The 18,237-nt window shown below is 74.5% G+C and carries 16 protein-coding genes and 2 pseudogenes; 3 read left to right on the top strand and 15 right to left on the bottom strand.

Annotated features, from left to right (window positions below):
* Positions 1 to 25: 25 nt before the first annotated feature.
* The 3 genes and pseudogenes from lepB to trmD all read right to left on the bottom strand — a co-directional run.
* A pseudogene (gene lepB / locus PH191_RS30040) lies at positions 26 to 973 on the bottom strand (signal peptidase I); the annotation flags it as partial.
* Positions 974 to 2,013: 1,040 nt separating this feature from the next.
* Positions 2,014 to 2,373 carry a 50S ribosomal protein L19 gene (gene rplS / locus PH191_RS04480; RefSeq protein WP_274193403.1) on the bottom strand — a complete coding sequence of 120 codons (360 nt, stop codon included), beginning with the start codon at positions 2,371 to 2,373 and terminating at the stop codon, positions 2,014 to 2,016.
* 103 nt (positions 2,374 to 2,476) lie between these two features.
* Positions 2,477 to 3,334, bottom strand: a complete 858-nt coding sequence (gene trmD / locus PH191_RS04475) for a tRNA (guanosine(37)-N1)-methyltransferase TrmD (protein WP_274193402.1) — start codon at positions 3,332 to 3,334, stop codon at positions 2,477 to 2,479.
* Between the two features lie 45 nt (positions 3,335 to 3,379).
* Here trmD and PH191_RS04470 point away from each other — a divergent pair, with 45 nt between their 5' ends.
* Positions 3,380 to 4,099, top strand: a complete 720-nt coding sequence (locus PH191_RS04470) for an MgtC/SapB family protein (RefSeq protein ID WP_274193401.1) — start codon at positions 3,380 to 3,382, stop codon at positions 4,097 to 4,099.
* Positions 4,100 to 4,119: 20 nt separating this feature from the next.
* Here the strand turns inward: PH191_RS04470 and rimM are convergent, their stop codons facing one another.
* The 4 genes and pseudogenes from rimM to PH191_RS04450 form a co-directional block, all read right to left on the bottom strand.
* Positions 4,120 to 4,653 (bottom strand): ribosome maturation factor RimM, encoded by a 534-nt coding sequence (rimM, locus tag PH191_RS04465; protein ID WP_274193400.1) that lies wholly within the window; start codon positions 4,651 to 4,653, stop codon positions 4,120 to 4,122.
* Positions 4,654 to 4,663: 10 nt separating this feature from the next.
* Positions 4,664 to 4,903: an RNA-binding protein gene (locus tag PH191_RS04460; protein ID WP_274189061.1), complete on the bottom strand. Its 240-nt coding sequence runs from the start codon at positions 4,901 to 4,903 to the stop codon at positions 4,664 to 4,666.
* Positions 4,904 to 4,923: 20 nt separating this feature from the next.
* Positions 4,924 to 5,256, bottom strand: a pseudogene (gene rpsP / locus PH191_RS04455) (30S ribosomal protein S16); the annotation flags it as partial.
* Positions 5,257 to 5,399: 143 nt separating this feature from the next.
* A complete protein-coding gene (locus PH191_RS04450) occupies positions 5,400 to 6,167 on the bottom strand; it encodes a LamB/YcsF family protein (RefSeq protein WP_274193399.1) in 768 nt (255 codons plus the stop codon).
* Positions 6,168 to 6,231: 64 nt separating this feature from the next.
* Here PH191_RS04450 and PH191_RS04445 point away from each other — a divergent pair, with 64 nt between their 5' ends.
* Positions 6,232 to 7,668, top strand: coding sequence for an MFS transporter (locus PH191_RS04445; RefSeq protein ID WP_274193398.1), 1,437 nt, complete (start codon positions 6,232 to 6,234; stop codon positions 7,666 to 7,668).
* A 1-nt stretch (position 7,669) separates the two neighbouring features.
* Here PH191_RS04445 and PH191_RS04440 read toward each other — a convergent pair whose 3' ends face one another.
* A complete protein-coding gene (locus PH191_RS04440) occupies positions 7,670 to 8,776 on the bottom strand; it encodes an amidohydrolase family protein (RefSeq protein ID WP_274193397.1) in 1,107 nt (368 codons plus the stop codon).
* A 66-nt stretch (positions 8,777 to 8,842) separates the two neighbouring features.
* Between PH191_RS04440 and PH191_RS04435 the strand changes: the two genes are divergently transcribed.
* The gene (locus PH191_RS04435) at positions 8,843 to 9,253 is read left to right on the top strand and encodes an MmcQ/YjbR family DNA-binding protein (RefSeq protein ID WP_274193396.1); all 411 of its coding nucleotides are present in this window, start codon (positions 8,843 to 8,845) and stop codon (positions 9,251 to 9,253) included.
* Here the strand turns inward: PH191_RS04435 and ffh are convergent, their stop codons facing one another.
* The 7 genes from ffh to PH191_RS04400 all read right to left on the bottom strand — a co-directional run bounded on the left by ffh (position 9,254) and on the right by PH191_RS04400 (position 18,226).
* On the bottom strand, positions 9,254 to 10,870 hold the full coding sequence (gene ffh, locus PH191_RS04430; RefSeq protein WP_274193395.1) for a signal recognition particle protein: 1,617 nt from the start codon (positions 10,868 to 10,870) through the stop codon (positions 9,254 to 9,256).
* A 114-nt stretch (positions 10,871 to 10,984) separates the two neighbouring features.
* On the bottom strand, positions 10,985 to 13,453 hold the full coding sequence (locus PH191_RS04425) for a [protein-PII] uridylyltransferase (RefSeq protein ID WP_274193394.1): 2,469 nt from the start codon (positions 13,451 to 13,453) through the stop codon (positions 10,985 to 10,987).
* Between the two features lie 144 nt (positions 13,454 to 13,597).
* The gene (locus PH191_RS04420) at positions 13,598 to 13,936 is read right to left on the bottom strand and encodes a P-II family nitrogen regulator (RefSeq protein WP_133824904.1); all 339 of its coding nucleotides are present in this window, start codon (positions 13,934 to 13,936) and stop codon (positions 13,598 to 13,600) included.
* Between the two features lie 5 nt (positions 13,937 to 13,941).
* Complete coding sequence (locus tag PH191_RS04415) at positions 13,942 to 15,234, bottom strand: ammonium transporter (protein ID WP_274193393.1); 1,293 nt, start codon at positions 15,232 to 15,234, stop codon at positions 13,942 to 13,944.
* A gap of 231 nt (positions 15,235 to 15,465) precedes the next feature.
* Positions 15,466 to 15,837: a VOC family protein gene (locus tag PH191_RS04410; protein ID WP_274193392.1), complete on the bottom strand. Its 372-nt coding sequence runs from the start codon at positions 15,835 to 15,837 to the stop codon at positions 15,466 to 15,468.
* A 27-nt stretch (positions 15,838 to 15,864) separates the two neighbouring features.
* Positions 15,865 to 17,568 (bottom strand): signal recognition particle-docking protein FtsY, encoded by a 1,704-nt coding sequence (ftsY, locus tag PH191_RS04405; RefSeq protein WP_420791744.1) that lies wholly within the window; start codon positions 17,566 to 17,568, stop codon positions 15,865 to 15,867.
* 223 nt (positions 17,569 to 17,791) lie between these two features.
* Positions 17,792 to 18,226, bottom strand: coding sequence for a hypothetical protein (locus tag PH191_RS04400; protein ID WP_274193391.1), 435 nt, complete (start codon positions 18,224 to 18,226; stop codon positions 17,792 to 17,794).
* Between the last annotated feature and the right edge of the window lie 11 nt (positions 18,227 to 18,237).

Raw genomic sequence — 18,237 nt, 5'->3', positions numbered from 1 at the left:
CGGCGGCCCGCGTCGTACCCCGCCGTCACCGGTCCGGGAGGCGGGGCGGTGCCGCCCGTCCCGGGGGGTCGAGGGGTGGATCGTCGGCATCGCCCTGCCGGTAGCGCGACCGCAGTCGACGGGACACCCACACCAGCGGGATCGCGCCGAGCACCCCGGCCGCCAGGGGAGCCCCGGACGTCCAGGTCGGCGCACCGAGGGCGGAGACCTGCGCCTGCGGATCGGTGTCCGGCACCCCGCCCCAGCGGCCGACGGGCAGGACGATGACCCGGGCCTTGCCGATGACGTCGGTGACGCCGATCGGGCCGTGCACGCGGGCGTCCGCCGAGTTGTTGCGGTTGTCGCCCATGACCCACAGCTGCCCCTGGGGCACCTGCACGGGCGCGAAGTCGGCCTGGGTGCGGCCGAGGTTCGGCTGGTAGTAGATGTACGGCTCGTCGAGCGGCTGCCCGTCGACGGTGACGCGGTTCTGCGGGTCGCAGCAGGCCACGGTCTGACCGCCGGTGGCGACGACGCGCTTGACGAAGTCCTTCTCGTCCGGAGGGGCCAGCCCGACCAACGAGAGCCCGCTCTGCAGCCCGCGGACGAGGACGTTCTCGGAGCGCTGGCCACCGCCGCCCCCGGACTCACCGTTGTCGCCCCAGGTCGGCGGGCCGCGGAACACCACGACGTCGCCGGGCGACGGCTCGGAGAAGCGGTAGGTGATCTTGTCGACGGCGACGCGGTCGTTGTTGCACCCGTTGCAGCCGTGCAGCGTGCGTTCCATCGACGCCGACGGGATGACGTAGATGCGGGCCAGGAAGGTCTGGATGACGAACGTCAGCACCACCGCGACGACGATCAGCAGCGGCAGCTCGCGCCAGAACGAGCCCTTGCGCTTGGGCTTCTTGCCCTTGCCCTTCTTGCCGCCGGTGTCCGCCGCACGACGGCCGGGGCCGCTGCCTGCGCCGTCGTCGCCGTCCTCGGGCTCGTCGCCGTCACGACCGGGGCCCGTGCCCGCGCGGCGGTGCCGGCCGGGACTGGCGCCGGCGCCGCGGGTGACCTCCGTCGTCGCCGTCGTGGTGCCGGTGTCGCGCGACGACGGGCGGGGCGGGCGGGAGGCGAAGCCGTCGGCACCCGCGAGGCCGGTGTCGGCGCCCGCGAGGCCGCTGTCGGAGGGCGAGGAGGTGCTCGGCGCGGCCTCGGAGGGCGCGGACGGAGCAGGCTCGGGGCTCGGTGACGGCGCACCCTGGGACGGCGCACCCTGGGACGGCGCACCCTGGGACGGCGCACCCGCGGGCGGAGCGCCCGGACCGGGCGCGGGCCGGGGCGCACCGGGCGGCGGCGACACCGGGCGGGCGCCGAAGCCGGCGGGCGGCGGTCCTCCCGCGGAGGGCCCGGGTGGGCCGGCGGGGCGACCGTCCGGAGGCGGCGTGCCGTACGGCGCCTGCGGGGGCGACGAGCCCCAGGAGGGGCCTGCCGGCCCCGGAGGCAGGGGCGCGCCCTGACCGGGAGCCCCGTGCGACCCGTTGCCGTAGGTGCCGAACGAGCCGTTGCCGTAGGCCCCGTTGCCGAACGAGCCGTTGCCGTGGGAGCCGTTGGTGCCGGTCCCGTACGCCCCGTTCCCGTTCGCCACCGGCGGGCCGAGGGCGTCGCCGTTGCCCGAGGAGTTGCCGTATCCGTAGGACACCGACGACCCGTTGCCGCCGTAGCCGGGGTAGCCCTCCGGCCGGGGACCGAGCCCGTCGGCGCCGGAGAACCCGGAGGGAGCGCCGGGGACGCCGGACGGACCGGACGCGTAGGTGTCCGACCCGCTCCACCCCGAGGAGCCGTAGGGCGCCTGGACACCGGGTCCGGAGGACGTGGGCGGCGCCGGGACGTCGCCGTACGGGTCCTCGTGGTCGGCGGGGTCGTCACGCCCGGCGTGCCGTCCGGCACGGGTCGTCTCGCCACCCGTGCCGGTGTTCCGGTACGGCGGGAGGGAGGGCTCCTGGGGGCGCACGCGACTCAGGTTAGGAGACCGAGACGACCGGCTCAGCCGGCCGGCGTCGTCTCGCGCTTCTCACGGATCTTCGCGGCCTTGCCCCGGAGATCACGGAGGTAGTAGAGCTTCGCCCGACGGACGTCACCGCGGGTGACGACCTCGATGTGATCGATGTTCGGGGTGTGCACCGGGAAGGTGCGCTCCACACCGACGCCGAAGGAGACCTTGCGGACGGTGAACGTCTCGCGCAGGCCGCCACCGTGGCGACGGATGACGACACCCTGGAAGACCTGTACACGAGAGCGTGAACCCTCGATGACCCGGACGTGCACCTTCACGGTGTCCCCGGCGCGGAAGTCCGGGATGTCGGAGCGCAGCGACTTGGCGTCGAGTTCGTCCAGGGCGTTCATCGTCAGCGTCCTCGCGGTCGTCTCACAGGCCGGCGCCGGACCCCGTGGGGCGGGTGTCCGTGCAGCCGAGGTGGATCGGTTTCTCGGGCCGACGGCCGGCGACTCACCGACCTCGATCAGGTCGTGCGCCGTCCGTGGCAACCTCCCCAGTCTGCCATGCCGCTGGTCGCGCGCCGTGGACCGGGTCGTAGCCGCAGGCCGTCAGGACCTCGCGATCCCGCGCGTCGAACGCCGCGGCCCCGTCGCGGGCCAGCAGCGCGTCGAGCAGATCGGGCCGCGTCGCCGCCGTGCGCTCGAGAGAGCGGTCGCGGCGCCACCGGGCCACGGCGCCGTGGTCGCCGCTGCGCAGCACCGGCGGGATCGGCAGGTCGCGCCACGTCTCGGGGCGGGTGTAGGCGGGGGCCTCGAGGAGGCCGCCAGTACCTTCCGCGAAGCTGTCGAGCTCCGCCGACGCCGGGTTGCCGAGCACGCCGGGCACCAGCCGGGACACGGCCTCGACGACGACCAGGGCCGCGACCTCGCCGCCGGCGAGCACGTAGTCGCCCAGCGAGACCTCCTCGACGGGCATCCGCCGGGCGGCGTCGGTGAGCACGCGGGCGTCGATCCCCTCGTAGCGCCCGCAGGCGATGACGAGCCACGGCTCGGAGGCCCACCCCGCGGCGCGGCGCTGGGTCAGGGGCTCGCCCGCCGGGGTCGGCACGAGCAGCCTCGGCACGCCGTCATCGGAGGAGCCGGACGTCGTGACCTCGTCGAGCGCCGCCCCCCACACTGGCGCGGTCATCAGCATCCCCGGCCCCCCGCCGTACGGGGAGTCGTCCACGGCCTGGTGCACGCCCGTGGCCCACCGGCGCAGGTCGTGCACCCGGACGTCGAGACGGCCCGCACGGCGCGCCCGACCGACGAGCGCCTCGTCGAGCGGGGCGAGGTAGCCCGGGAAGATCGTGACGACGTCGATGCGCATCGGGCACGATCCTGCCCCTGCCGGTCGCGAAGGGGGTCCCGAGGGGTGGAGCAGTTCCTGTCGTATCCCGACCAGTGGCGCCTGCTCGCGCCACTGGGGCTGGCGGTCGTGCTCTGCACGCTCATCGGCCTGGAGCGCGAGCTGGCGGCGAAGAGCGCCGGGCTGCGCACGCACACGCTGGTCGGGGTCGGGTCGGCCGCCTTCATGCTGATCTCGAAGTACGGCTTCGACGACCTGCTCTCCTCCCCCGACATCGACCTGGACCCCTCGCGGGTCGCGGCCCAGATCGTCTCCGGGATCGGGTTCATCGGCGGCGGCCTGATCTTCGTGCGCCGCGACGCGGTCCGCGGCCTGACGACGGCGGCCACGGTCTGGGCGGCGGCCGCGGTGGGCACCGCGTGCGGCGCGGGCCTGCCGCTGCTCGCGGTGGCGGGCACGGCCGTGCACTACCTCGTGACCCGCGGCTACCGGCCCCTGGCGCGGCTGATCACGCGCTCGTCGACCGTGCCCCGCGACCTGCACCTCTCCTACGCCGACGGGCGCGGAGTGCTGCGCGCGGTGCTGTCGATCTGCACCGAGCGGGGGTTCTCGGTGGCGGGGATGCACGTCGACCGCGAGGACTCCACCGACGGCGTCGACGGCACCACCCGCGTCGCCTCGGTGACCCTGTCGCTCGCGGGGCGGGGCTCACTCGCGCCGCTGTCCGGCGAGCTCTCCGAGCTCCCGGGCGTGCTCGCGGTCGGCGTGCCGACCGAGGAGGAGTGAGCCTCCCCCGGTCGTGCAGCTCAGTCCTCGAGCAGACCCTCGGGCGGATCGAGGACGAGCCGCCCGCCCGGCACGTCGACCCGGGTGACGATCGCGGCGACGAACGGGATCAGCACCTCGCCGCCCTCGGGGCGCCGGACGGCGAGCAGCTCGCCGCCCGCGCCGTGGAGCACGTCGGTGACGGTGCCGACGGGCGTGTCGTCGGCGAGCACCACGGCGAGGCCCTCGAGCTGGTGGTCGTGGAACTCGTCGGGGTCGTCGGGCTCCTCGTCCAGCGGCGGCGCGGTGAGCTCCGCGGTCCGCAGGGCCTCGGCGGTGTCGCGGTCGTTGACCTCCTCGACCGTGACCAGCAGCCGTTCCCCGTGGCGGCGGGCGGCGATCACCGTCAGCTGCCCGGCCCCGGACACACGTCGGCCCCGCACCGAGAGCACGACGCCGGGGGTGAACCGGGCGTCGACGTGATCGGTGCGGGGCTCGATGACGAGCTCGCCGCGCAGGCCGTGGGCCTTGACGACCCGGCCGACGACGCGGTCGTCGGACGCGGCGTCCTTCATCGTCGGCGCGTCAGCGATCGGTGTCGACCACGTCGACCCGCACACCACGGCCACCGATGCCACTCACGACGGTGCGCAGCGCGGTGGCGGTCCGGCCGTTGCGGCCGATCACCTTGCCGAGGTCGTCGGGGTGGACCCGGACCTCGAGGGTGCGGCCGCGGCGGTTGGTGACGAGGTCGACGGCGACGTCATCGGGGTGGGCGACGATCCCGCGCACGAGGTGCTCGAGCGCCTCGGCGAGCTCGCTCACTCCGCGGAGCCGGAAACCTTGGCCAGCTCCTCGTTGAAGCGGGCCTGCTTGTCGACCTTCTGCGGCTGCGGCTTCAGCTTGCCCTCGGCGCCGGGGAGGCCCTTGAACTTCTGCCAGTCGCCGGTGACCTTCAGCAGGCTGTGCACCGGCTCGGTGGGGATGGCGCCGACCCCGAGCCAGTACTGCGCGCGCTCAGAGTTGATCTTGATGTCGCTCGGCTCGCTCTTCGGGTGGTACTCACCGATCTGCTCGATGACGCGACCGTCCCGGCGGTTCTTGGCGTCCGCGACCACGATGCGGTAGTGGGGCTCGCGGATCTTGCCCATGCGGGCCAGCTTGATCTTGACAGCCACTGCTCTGAGTGCTCCTCGGTCGGTGGTGCTCGGGGCCGCCCGGCCGGGGTGGGGACCTCGGGGACGGCGTGCCCGCTCGTGCGAAGAAGTGACCGCCTGCGCGAGGCGGCCACGGTGACCCGTGAATTGTGCCAGACGGCCACTCAGGCGAACGGCGTGAGGGTGACCCCGGCCGCGCGCAGGGCGTCGGCGACGCGGCGGGCCGAGGCGACGGCGCCGGGGCTGTCGCCGTGCAGGCACAGGGACGCCGCCGCCGTCGGCAGCTCGGTGCCGTCGACGGCGACGATCACCCCGTCGGCGGCCAGGCGCCGGGCGCGCTCGACGACGGCGTCGGTGTCGGGCAGCAGTGCGCCGGGCTCGGAGCGGGGCACCAGCGTGCCCTCCGGGGTGTAGCCGCGGTCGCCGAACGCCTCGGCGTGCGTGGCCAGGCCCGCCTCCTCCGCCCGAGCGAGCAGCCCCGACCCGGGCAGGCCGAGCACCGGCAGGCCGGCCTGCCGCGCCGCCTCGACGACGGCACGGGCCTGGGCGTCGTGGTGCACGACGGCGTTGTAGAGCGCGCCGTGCGGCTTGAGGTAGGCGACCTCGCCGCCGGCGACGCGGGCGAACTCCCGCAGCGCGCCGACCTGGTAGAGCAGGTCGGCGGTCAGCTCCGCGGGGTCGGCGTCGACGAAGCGGCGCCCGAAGCCCGCGAGGTCGCGGTAGGAGACCTGGGCGCCGATCACCACGCCCCGCTCCACCGCCCGGGCGCAGACCCGGCGCATGGTCGCGGGGTCGCCGGCGTGGAACCCGCAGGCCACGTTCGCCGAGGTCACGACGTCGAGCAGGGCGTCGTCGTCGGTCAGCGACCAGATCCCGAAGCCCTCGGCGAGGTCGGCGTTGAGGTCGAGGCTGACTTCCGACGCTGCGCTCACACCCCGCAGCCTAGGACGGACGGTCCCTTGACCTGGAGCGTGATCGAGGGCGCAGGCTGTGCCCATGACCGACCAACGGCCCGCGACGGTCGAGCCCTCCCCACCCGAGGGGGAGGACCCGCCGGTCCGCGTCGGCCTGCTGCTCGGGGTGCTGCTGGTCTCGGTCACCGTCGCCGTGCTCGCCAACAGCATGGTGCTCGTCCTGGTGCCCGAGATCGGCCGGGACTTCGTGGCCTCGCCCGGCGGCCTCGCCTGGGTCGTCACGGCGTTCTCGCTGACGTTCGCGGTGACGACGCCGCTCTACGGCCGGGTCGCCGACGTCTTCGGGGTCCGCCGGGTCTTCGCGTTCGGGCTCGCGGTGTTCATCGCCGGCTCGCTGCTCGCCGGGCTCGCGCCCGACATCGGCTGGCACCTCGTCGGCCGTGTCCTGCAGGGCGGGGGCAGCGCGGCGGTGCCGGCGCTGGGCTCGGTGGCCATCGCCCGGGCGCTGCCGCCGGGACGCCGCGGGTTCGGCTTCGGGATCGTCGGCACCGGTGTCGGTGCCGGGCAGGCGCTCGGCCCGCCGCTCGCGGGGTTCGTCGCCGAGGTCGCCGGGTGGCGGTGGCCGTTCCTCGGTGCCGCGCTGCTGATCACGCCGCTGCTGTTCCTCGCACCGCGTGTGCTGCCCGACGGGCGTCCGGACGCCGACGCCACGTGGCGCCAGATCGACCTGATCGGCGGCGTCCTGCTCGGGGCGGCCGTGGGCCTGGGGCTCTTCGGGCTCACCCGCGGCCAGCAGGTGGGCTTCGGCGCGGCGTCGTCCTGGGGCGCGGCGCTCGCGGCCGTGCTGCTCGCGGCCGGGTTCGTCGTCCGCATCCGCCGCACCCCGCGGCCGTTCGTACCGCCGGCCCTGCTCACCCACGGTCCGTTCGTCAACGCCGTGGGCGTCGGGTTCCTCGGGATGTTCGGCTACCTCGGCACGATCCTGCTGGTGCCGCTGCTCGTCGCGACGGTCAACGGGCTCGGGGTCGGGCAGGTCGGCCTCGTGCTGCTTCCTGGAGCGCTCGCCGTCGCCCTGCTCTCCTCGCCCGCCGGGCGGCTCTCCGACCGCCTCGGCCCGCGCCGGCTGGTGGGCATCGGCCTGGGGATCCTCGCCGCGGCCGCGCTGACGCTCTCGACGGCGGCCGGCGGGTCGGCCGTGGTGCTGTCCGGGGTGACGTTCGCGCTCGGGGTCGGCCTCGCGTCGATCACGTCGCCGCTGATCAACGCCGTGGCCGCCGCCGTGCCCACCGAGCACGCGGGCGTCGGCCTCGGCCTCTACCAGGGCGCGTTCTTCCTCGGCGGCGGGACGGGCGCCGCGGTGCTGGGCACGGTGCTCGCGGCCCGCACCAGCGCCGGGAGCGGCTCGTGGAACCCGCTGCACGACGGCGCGGGCGGGGCGTTCTCCGACGCGCTGCTCGTCGTCGGCGGCGTCCTCGTCGTCGCGATCCTGCTGTCCCGCCGACTGCCCGGACGCGTCTGAGTCAGGACAGCCGGACCCCGGCCCGCAGCACCAGGGACGGGGTGCGGAGGGCGTCGGTGTCGGCGCGCGGGTCGCGGTCGACGACGACGAGGTCGGCCGGCGCTCCGTCCACGAGGCCCGGACGACGCAGCCAGTCGCGCGCGGCGCCGCAGGCCGCCTCGAGCGCGCGGGCGGGACCGAGACCCACCTTCGCGAGGGCCGCGATCTCGTCGACGATGCGGCCGTGCACGATCCCGCCGCCGGCGTCGGTGCCGGCGAAGACCGGCACGCCGGCCTCGATCGCCGACGCGACGGTGGCCGAGGCGCGGGCGTGCAGCTCGCGCATGTGGGTGCCGTAGCGCGGGAACTTCTCGCCGGCCGCGTCGGCGAAGGCCGGGAAGTTCTCGACGTTGATCAGCGTCGGGACCAGCACCGTCCCGCGCTCGACCATCATCGCGATCGTGGTGTCGGTGAGCCCGGTGCCGTGCTCGATGCCGTCGATGCCCGCCCCGATCAGCCCGGGCAGCGCGTCCTCCCCGAACACGTGGGCCGTGACCCGCGCACCCTCGGCGTGCGCGGCGTCCATGGCCGCCTTCAGGACGTCCTCGGGCCACAGCGGGGCGAGGTCGCCCTCCTCGCGCTCGATCCAGTCGCCGACGAGCTTCACCCACGGGTTGGAGCGGGCCTGCTCGGCGACCAGCGCCGGCAGCTCCTCCGGGGAGTCCGCCTCGATCGGCAGGCCACGGATGTAGCGCTTGGGCCGGGCGAGGTGGCGGCCGGCCCGGACGATCTCGGGCATCCGCGGGTCGTCGTCCAGCGGGCGGGTGTCCACCGGGGTGCCGCAGTCGCGCAGGAGCAGCGCCCCGGACGCGGCGTCGGTGTGCCCCTGCGCGCGGGCCTCCTCGAGGTCGACGGGGCCGTCGGGCCCGATGCCGACGTGGCAGTGGGCGTCGACGAGACCCGGCAGGATCCAGGCCCCGTCGGCCACCGTCGGCGCGTCGGGCACCGGGTCGAGGCTGATCCGGCCCTCGGCGGTGACCCACAGCTCGCCGACCCGCTCACCCTCGGCGGTGCCGTCGAGCAGCACGCCGCGCAGGTGCAGGGGTCCCGGAGAGGTCGGCGACGACATGCCGGGCAGGGTACTGGGCACCATGGACCCGACGTCGGTCCCTGACGAGGAGGTGTCGTGCCGCCCGTGAGCGACTCCCCCGGCGTCGACGACGTGCACGCCCTGGCGCTGGGCATGCCCCACGTGACCGTGGTCGAGGGGCCGAAGGGCAACGCCGTCTACCAGGTCGGCGGGAAGTCGTTCGTGTTCTTCCGGACGCCCCGCCCCGACGCCGCCGACCCCGTGACCGGCGAGAGGTACACCGACGTGATCATGTTCTGGGTCGAGTCGGAGGAGGACAAGGACGCCCTCGTGCGCGACCCGTCCAGCCCGTTCTTCACCACGCCCCACTTCGACGGGCACCTCTCGGTGCTGCTGCGCGCGGTGGACCTGCCACGGCTCTCGCGCGACGAGCTCACCGAGATCGTCCAGGACGCCTGGCTGGCGCGTGCCTCGAACCGTCGCCGGGAGCGCTGGCTCGCCGAGCAGCAGCGCTGACTACTTGCGCTTCTTCTTGTTGCCCTTCTTCGAGCTGCGCGAGCCCTCGCCACCGCCCGCGCCGGGGAAGCTCAGGGCGCCCGGGTCGAAGCCCGCCGGGAGCTCGTTCATGCCGGCGAGGGCCGGCGGGAGCTGGTTGAGGCCCGGGGTCTGGTAGCTGCCGAGGGAGCGCTCGCCGCGATCCGCCGTCTGACCGGCGCTCTCCGAGGCGATCCCGGCGATCGCGGGCATCGACTTCGGGCCCTTGCGGACCTGCTTGCCCGCCTTCGCCGCCTGGCGCTTGCCCTTGCGGCCGCCGCCCATGCCGGGCAGGCCGAACTGGCCGGCCATGTTCTTCATCATCTTGCGGGCCTCGAAGAACCGCTCCACGAGCTGGTTGACGTCGGTGACGCCGACGCCCGAGCCGTTCGCGATGCGCAGCCGGCGCGACCCGTTGATGATCTTCGGGTCGGCCCGCTCGGCCGGGGTCATGCCGCGGATGATCGCCTGGACGCGGTCGAGGTGCTTCTCGTCGAGCCCGGAGAGCTGGTCCTTCATCTGCGCGGCGCCGGGGAGCATCCCCAGGACGTTCGCGATCGGGCCCATCTTGCGGACGGCCATCATCTGCTCGAGGAAGTCCTCGAGGGTCAGCTCGCCGGAGCCCATCTTCGCGGCGGCGGCCTCGGCCTGGCCCTCCTCGAAGGCCTGCTCGGCCTGCTCGATGAGGGTGAGCACGTCGCCCATGCCGAGGATGCGCGACGCCATCCGGTCGGGGTGGAAGACGTCGAACTCGTCGAGCTTCTCGCCGTTGGAGGCGAAGAGGATCGGCTGGCCGGTGACCTCGCGGACCGAGAGCGCGGCGCCACCACGGGCGTCGCCGTCGAGCTTGGTGAGCACGACGCCGGAGAAGCCGACCCCGTCGCGGAACGACTCGGCGGTGGTGACCGCGTCCTGACCGACCATCGCGTCGAGGACGAACAGGATCTCGTCCGGGGTGACGGCGTCGCGGATGTCCGCGGCCTGGCGCATCAGCTCCTCGTCGACGCCGAGGCGGCCCGCGGTGTCGACGACGAGCACGTCGTACTGGCGGCTCTTCGCGTCGGCGACGGCCCGGCGGGCGACGTCCACGGGGTCGCCGACGCCGTTGCCCGGTTCGGGGGCGAACACCTCGACGCCGGCGCGCTCGCCGACGATCTGGAGCTGGTTCACCGCGTTCGGGCGCTGGAGGTCGCAGGCCGCGAGCATCGGTGTGTGACCCTGGCCCTTGAGCCAGTGCGCGAGCTTGCCCGCGAGCGTCGTCTTACCGGAGCCCTGCAGGCCGGCGAGCATGATCACCGTCGGCGGGTTCTTGGCGAAGCGCAGCCGGCGGGTCTCCCCGCCGAGGATGCCGACGAGCTCCTCGTTGACGATCTTGACGACCTGCTGGGCGGGGTTCAGCGCCTCGGAGACCTCGGCGCCGAGGGCCCGCTCCTTGACCTTCCGGACGAACGCGCGCACCACCGGCAGCGCGACGTCGGCCTCGAGCAGCGCGATGCGGATCTCGCGCGACGTGGTGTCGATGTCGTTCTCGGAGAGCCGGCCCTTGCCGCGCAGGTCGGACAGGACCGACGTGAGACGGTCGGACAGGGTGTCGAACACGGTTGGACCCACTCCCGGAATCGCGCGCCGCGGCCCGTTGTGCGACCCGGCGTCCTCCTCACAACCCTAACCGGCGGCCCGCGACGGTCCGACCGCTGCCAGCCGATCCCGGGCTCAGCCCGCGGGCGGCACGGGGGTCGAGGGCCGGGTGGAGGGCCCGGTCGCGGCGGCGGCCAGCACGACCTCCTCGACCTTGCGGCGACGCTCCGTGTCGAGGCCCTGGTGCTCCGCGGTCTCGAGGCAGAACGCGTCGAGCACCGAGGTGCCCAGCGTCGACACCCGCGCCCACCGGACGTCGAGCTCCTGCTCCTCGAGCACCGCGGCCACGCGGTGGAGCAGGCCGATGCGGTCGCTGGTGCGCAGCTCGAGCACCACCGCCCCCGTCGCCTCGTCGTCGAACCACACGACCCGGCTCGGCGCGGGCGCGGGGCCCGGCCGGTCGTAGTCGCGCTCCTTGGCCTCGAGGCGGGCGGGCAGGTCGAGCGAGCCGCGCAGCACGCGGACGAGGTCCTCGCGCAGCAGCGACGCCTCCGGCAGGCGCCCGAAGCGCGGCGAGACGGTGAACGCGTCGACCGCGACCCCGTCGTGCTCCCCGAGGTCGGCGGTGTGCACCTGCAGGGAGTGCAGCGCCAGCACGCCGGCGGCGCGCGAGAGCAGGCCCGGTCGGTCGGGCGCGGCGACGGTCATGGTGATGGTCGTCAGGTCACCCTCCCCGGAGATCGAGACCTCCGGGCGCCCGCTCTCGGACACGGCGTGGGCCAGGGCGATCGCCTCGTCGGACAGCGGCGACGGCCCGGGTACCGGTCCCCCGGACATGACGACACGGCAGCGGCGCACCAGGTCGCCCATCAGCGTCGCCCGCCACGACGTCCAGACCCCCGGCCCGGTGCCGAGCGAGTCGGCCTCCGCGAGGGCGTGCAGCAGCTCGAGCAGGACCGGGTCGGCGCCGAGGGTCTCCACGACGCGCTCGACGGTCGCCGGGTCCTCCGGGTCGCGGCGCGACGCGGTGTGCGGCAGCAGCAGGTGGTGGCGCACCATCGCGGCGAGCGTGTCCACGTCCGCGGGCCAGAGGCCGAGGCGCCGCCCGATGTGGCGGGCGAGGCGCTCGCCGACCTCGGAGTGGTCCTCGTCGCGGCCCTTGCCGATGTCGTGCACCAGCGCGCCGAGCAGCAGGAGGTCGGGACGCGAGACCTGCGTCGTCAGCTCCGCGGCGCGTCGGGTGACCTCGACGAGGTGGCGGTCGACGGTCCAGACGTGCGAGCGGTCCCGCGGGGGCAGGTCCCGCACCGCACCCCACTCGGGGAACAGCCGGCCCCACAGGCCGGTGCGGTCCAGGGCCTCGATGACGTCGACGGTGCCCTCGCCCGCGCCGAGCAGGGCCAGGAGCTCGCTCAGCGCGGCGCGCGGCCACGGCTCGCGCAGCTCCGGCGCGGCGTCCGCGAGGCGGTGCAGGGTGCCCGCGGCGATCGGCAGCTGGGTGCGCGCCGCCGTCGCGGCGAGGCGCAGCACCAGGGCCGGGTCGCGCGAGACCTGCGCGTCGCGGGCGAGGACGACCTCGCCCGCGTGCTCGACCACCCCGTCGTCGAGCGGCCGGCGCGCCGGCGGGCGGCGCAGCGCGGCCAGACCCCGGCGCGGCAGGGCGGAGCGCGCCGAGCGCAGGGCGGTGTCCGTGGCGAAGACGACCGTGCGCGCCGCCCCGGACAGGGCGCGCGCGAGGTCGAAGCGGTCGGTGACGCCGAGATCCCCCGCGGCGGCCGCCACGACCTCGTGGGCGTCCTCCGCCTGCATCACGTCGCGCGCCCGGCCGGCGCGGCGGTGCAGCTCCACGCGCAGGTCGAGCATCAGCCGCCGGGCGTCCTGGACGTCGACGGTGGGCCGGTCCACCAGCTGCGCCGCGGAGAGCGCGTCGAGCAGCTGGATGTCGCGCAGACCCCCGTGGCCGTTCTTGAGGTCGGGCTCGATGCGGTGCGCGACCTCGCCCGAGCGCTCCCAGCGCGTCGCGGTGGTGGCGACGAGGTCGTCGAAGCGGTTCCGGATGCCCGCGCGCCACGCCTGGCGGGCCGTGGCGGCCAGGCGCTCGGCGAGGTCCGGGTCGCCGGCGAGGTGGCGGACCTCGAGCAGGCCCAGTGCCACCCGCAGGTCGGTGGTGGCGACCTCGATGGCCTCGCCCACCGTGCGCACCGAGTGGTCCAGCCCGATCCCGGCGTCCCACAGCGGGTACCAGAGCGCGTCCGCGACGCGGGAGATGCGCTCCTTGTCGCCCCGCCGGCTGCGCCCGTCGTGCACGAGCACGAGGTCGAGATCGGAGTGCGGCGCGAGCTCCCGGCGCCCGAGGGCACCGACCGCCACGAGTGCGGAGCCCTCCCCCACGCCCACCGATGCGGCGCGCGAGGAGAGCCAGAAGTCGTGCAGTTCCACGAAGGCCTCACGCAGCGCGCTCGGTCCCAGGCGCCGCGCCCCCGGCGGCGGATCGAGCAGCGCGTCCCGCGCCCGGAGCAGGTCCGAGGCGTCGCCGTGGCCGCTCGGGGTGCCGATGTCGGTGCCCGAGGGTCCGGTCCCGCTCCGCTGCGCGTCCGTCGCCATCCGCCCCCACGTCCTCTCCGGCGCGCTCGACGGCGGCCTCCGTTCGTGCCCCGCACCGGGAAACGGGCGGGTCCCACCGAGCACGCGGGTGACGACGGCGCCGGGTCCCCGTGGAGGGGGCCCGGCGCCGTCGTCGTCCAGCGGTTACAGGGCGTCGGCCCCGCGCTCGCCGGTGCGCACGCGCACCACGGTCTCGACCGGGGTCACCCAGACCTTCCCGTCACCGATCTTGCCGGTGCGGGCGGTCTCGGCGATCGCGTCGACGACCTTCTCCGCGGCGGTGTCGTCGGTGACGACCTCGATGCGGACCTTCGGGACGAAGTCCACGGAGTACTCGGCACCCCGGTAGACCTCGGTGTGGCCCTTCTGGCGGCCGTAGCCCTGGACCTCGCTGACGGTCATTCCCAGGACCCCCAGCTGCTCGAGGGCTCCCTTGACGTCCTCCAGCACGAACGGCTTGATGATCGCCGTCACCATCTTCATCTCGTTCAGCCCTCCTTACCGGCAGTCGCGGTGACCTGCGTCGGGGCGGACAGTGTGGAGTGCGACGACCCGAAGGTGCCACCGCTGCGCAGGCTCGAGAAGTCGTAGCCCGACTCGGCGTGCTCGCCCTCGTCGACGCCCGTGGCCTCACTGTCGTCCTCGACGCGCAGGCCCATGACCGCCTTGATGATCAGGGCGATGATCGCGGTGACGATGCCCGAGTAGGCGATCACGGCGACCGCGGCGATGGCCTGGATGCCGAGCTGGCCGAAGCCCCCGCCGTAGAAGACGCCCGCGGCCGCGGCCGGGGAGCCGTCCCAGGCGAAGAAGCCGATGAGCAGCGTGCCGAGCAGACCACCGACGAGGTGGACGCCCACGACGTCGAAGGAGTCGTCGAAGCCCAGCTTGTACTTCAGGCCGACGGCGTAGGCGCAGCCGATGCCGGCGATGAAGCCGATGGCCATGGCGCCGAGCGGGGTCACCGCGGCACAGGCCGGGGTGATGGCGACGAGGCCGGCGACGATGCCCGAGGCGGCGCCGAGCGAGGTGGCCTTGCCGTCGCGGATCTGCTCGATGATCAGCCAGCCGCAGATGGCGGTGCAGGTGGCGACCACGGTGTTCAGGAACGCGTAGGCGGCGGAGTAGTTCGCCACGGCGGCCGAGCCGGCGTTGAAGCCGAACCAGCCGAACCACAGCAGACCGGCGCCGAGCATGACCATCGTCAGGTTGTGCGGACGCATGGCCTCACGCGGCCAGCCACGACGACGGCCCAGCACGATGCAGAGCACCAGGGCGGCGGTACCGGCGTTGATGTGGACGGCCGTCCCACCGGCGAAGTCCACCGCGCCGATGCCGTTGGCGATCCAGCCGGCGTCGAGGTCGAACACCCAGTGCGCGACCGGGAAGTAGACCAGCGTAGCCCAGAGGATGGAGAAGACCATCCACGAGTTGAACTTCATGCGGTCCGCGGCCGCGCCGGCGATGAGGCCGACCGTCAGGATCGCGAACATGGCCTGGAAGGCCACGAAGGCGATGTCCGGCAGGCCGTCGGTCTGCACCGTCTCGGACAGCAGGCTCGAGAGCATGAAGTACTGGCCGGGGTTGCCGAGCAGGCCGCCACCCACGTCGTCGCCGAACGACATCGAGTAGCCGAAGATGACCCACAGCACGCCCACGGTGGCGGTCGTGCTGAACACCATCATCATCATGTTGAGGACGCTCTTCGAGCGAGCCTGGCCGCCGTAGAACAGCGCCAGGCCCGGCGTCATGAGCAGGACCAGCGCCGTGCTGGTCAACATCCAGGCGATCGTTCCGCTGTCGAGTTCCACGGTCAGCAGATTCCCTTCGTCGCGGTGAGACCGGTTTCGAAGAGCGAGAATGAAGAGCGCGTGTTTCGCGCAGCGGCGCGTTCCGTTTCACCGCAGTTAACACGGGTCCGTTCGATGTGACGTTCATGTTTCCCGACCGGACGTGACGGGTGGCGGTGAGACCTGGGTCATGACGCTGAGCGATCAGGCCGTCCGACCGGGCTATCCAGCGCTCCGGACGAGGCAGAACGGGTTGCCGTCGGGGTCGAGGAACACCCGGAACGATTCCCCCGGCTGGTGCTCGTGCTTCGTCGCGCCCGCCTCCAGCACGGCCGCCTCGCCAGCGTCGAGATCGTCGACCTCGAGGTCGAGGTGGGACTGGAGCGCGCCCTCCTCCGGCCACGCCGGGGCCCTCTTGGCCGGCGCGAGCTGGAAGGCGAGGGACGGCCCGCCGCCGCCGTCGAGCTCCACCCAGTCGTGGTCGGTCTCGGACTCGGCGACGGGGAGCCCCACGAGCCGCGAGTAGAAGCGCGCGAGCGCCATCGGCTCGGGGGTGTCGAGGACGGTCAGCTGCAGGCGTGCGATGCCGGTCATGCCCGCGGAGGTTAAGGGCGGGGACCGTCAGCGCAGGAGCGCGTCCACGAACGCCTCGGGCTCGAAGGGCGCGAGGTCGTCCGGGCCCTCGCCCAGGCCGACGAGCTTGACCGGGACGCCCAGCTCACGCTGCACCTGGAACACGATGCCGCCCTTGGCCGTGCCGTCGAGCTTGGTCAGCACCACGCCGGTGACGTCGACGACCTCGCCGAACACCCGCGCCTGGGTCAGCCCGTTCTGGCCGGTGGTCGCGTCGAGGACGAGCAGGACCTCGTCGACCTCGGCCTGGCGCTCCACGACCCGCTTGACCTTGCCCAGCTCGTCCATCAGCCCGGTCTTGGTGTGCAGGCGGCCGGCGGTGTCCAGCAGGACGGCGTCGACCCCGGAGTCGGTGCCGCGCTTGACGGCGTCGAAGGCGACACTGGCGGGGTCGGCGCCCTCCTTGCCGCGCACGGTCTCGGCACCGGCGCGCTCGCCCCAGGTCGCGAGCTGCTCGGCCGCGGCGGCGCGGAACGTGTCGGCGGCGCCGAGGAGCACGACGTGCCCGCTGCCGACGAGGACCCGGGCGAGCTTGCCGGTCGTCGTGGTCTTCCCGGTGCCGTTGACCCCGGCCACGAGCACCACGGCGGGCCGCCCGTCGTGGGAGAGCGCGCGCACCGAGCGCTCCATGTCCGGGCCCAGGGACTCGATGAGGACCTCGCGGAGCAGCTCGCGGGCCTGGTCGGGGGTCCGGACCCCGCGCGACGCGATGCGCTCCCGCAGCTTGGCGACGATCTCCTGCGTGGTCGACGAGCCGAGGTCGGCCATGAGCAGCGTGTCCTCGACCTCCTCCCACGAGTCCTCGTCCAGGTCGCCCGCACCGAGCAGACCGAGCAGGCCCTGCCCGAGCGTCGAGCGCGACCGGCCCAGCCGCCCGCGCAGGCGCTCCAGCCGGCCCTCGGCCGACGGGATCTCCTCGGTCGGCGCCGCCGGGGCGACGGTCGCGCCGGTGGGTGGCGCGATGGTCTCGGTGGTGTCCGCGGTGGTGGTCGGCCCGGCGATCGCCGACTCCACCGTCTCGGGCTCGGTGGTCGTGGGCTCGATGGTCGTGGGCTCGGTGGCGGCGTCGGTGGCCACGGGCCCGACGGTCTCGGGCTCGACGGTCTCCGGCTGGGCGGCCTCGGCCTCGGCGGCCTCCGGGGGTGCGGTGGCCTGCGGACCGGCGACGCCGGGCTCGACGGTGACACCCGGGCCCGTCGAGCCGGTGTCGGTGCCGGTCTCGGTGTCCGTGTCGAGGTCCGGAGCGGCCTCCGGCGCCGTGGCCTGGGGGCCCGCGGTGTCGAGGCGTTGCCCGGGATCGGCGGGTTCCGGCGTCGGCTCGGGGGTCGGCTCGGGGGTCGGCTCGGGCGTCGGCTCGGGCGTCGGCTCGGGCGTCGGTTCAGGACGGGGCGGGGCGAGGGTGGACGTGCCGCTGCCCGCGCTGAAGTTGAACCCGCCGCCGGCCTGGTAGGTGCCCTTGCTCGGCTTGGCGGCCTCCTCCTCCTGCTCGGCGAGGGAGACCCGCCGGCGTCGGCGCAGGTAGAGGCCGATGCCCAGGACGATGAGCAGGAGCACGATCACGGCCGCGGCCACGATCGCGGCGAGCACGCCCGGCGGCAGGGTCCCGGTCCCGGCCGCGAGCACCGCGTGCGACACCGGGTCGGGCGAGGTCGGGTCGGGCAGGGAGGTCAGCGGCGAGCTCCGGAACGACACGCTGCTCAGTCTCCCAGCCGGGCGTGGTGGCAGCGCGCCACCGGGTCACCCTGACCCGAGGTCGTCCCCCTCGCTGAGGACGCTTCGAGAACCGAAGCATCGCCAGCACGGCATCACCGGGCCGCGGCACCGACCCGGCAGGGCGTCCTCGGCGCTCACAACGCTTCGAGAACCGAAGCATCTCCAGCACGGGACCAGCCGACCGCAACTCCCCGCGGCGCGGTCAGCCGACGAGCAGGACGAGCGCGGCGACGAGCAGCGCGAGCACCGCCAGACCCCCGAGGGCGAGGAGCGCCACGCACACGGGGAAGCCGGCGGTGCGCTGGCGGGCCGGGCCGAGCGAGCCGGCGAGCCGCGGCAGCGCGGGCGCGCGGTAGAACACCTCGACGGTGTGGCCTGCGGCGACCGGCACGGCGTCGGCGACGTGGCCCCAGCCGTTCCGCCCGCCCTCGACCTCGATCTCCACGAGGTGGCGGCCCGCCGGCAGGTCGATCGGGGTGCGGCCCCAGGCGAACCGCCAGGGCAGGCCGTCGACGCTCACCGCCACCTTGCGGGCGCCGAGGTGCGGGCTCAGGCGGCAGTACGAGCTGTCGATCACCAGTCGACCGCTGGGCTCCGGCGACGGCTCGGGCGCGGGGACGACCGTCCGCAGGCGCACGAGCGGACCGG

The organism is Actinomycetospora callitridis, assembly GCF_028737265.1.
Taxonomy (GTDB): domain Bacteria; phylum Actinomycetota; class Actinomycetes; order Mycobacteriales; family Pseudonocardiaceae; genus Actinomycetospora; species Actinomycetospora callitridis.
This window is presented reverse-complemented; position numbering and strand designations above follow the sequence as displayed.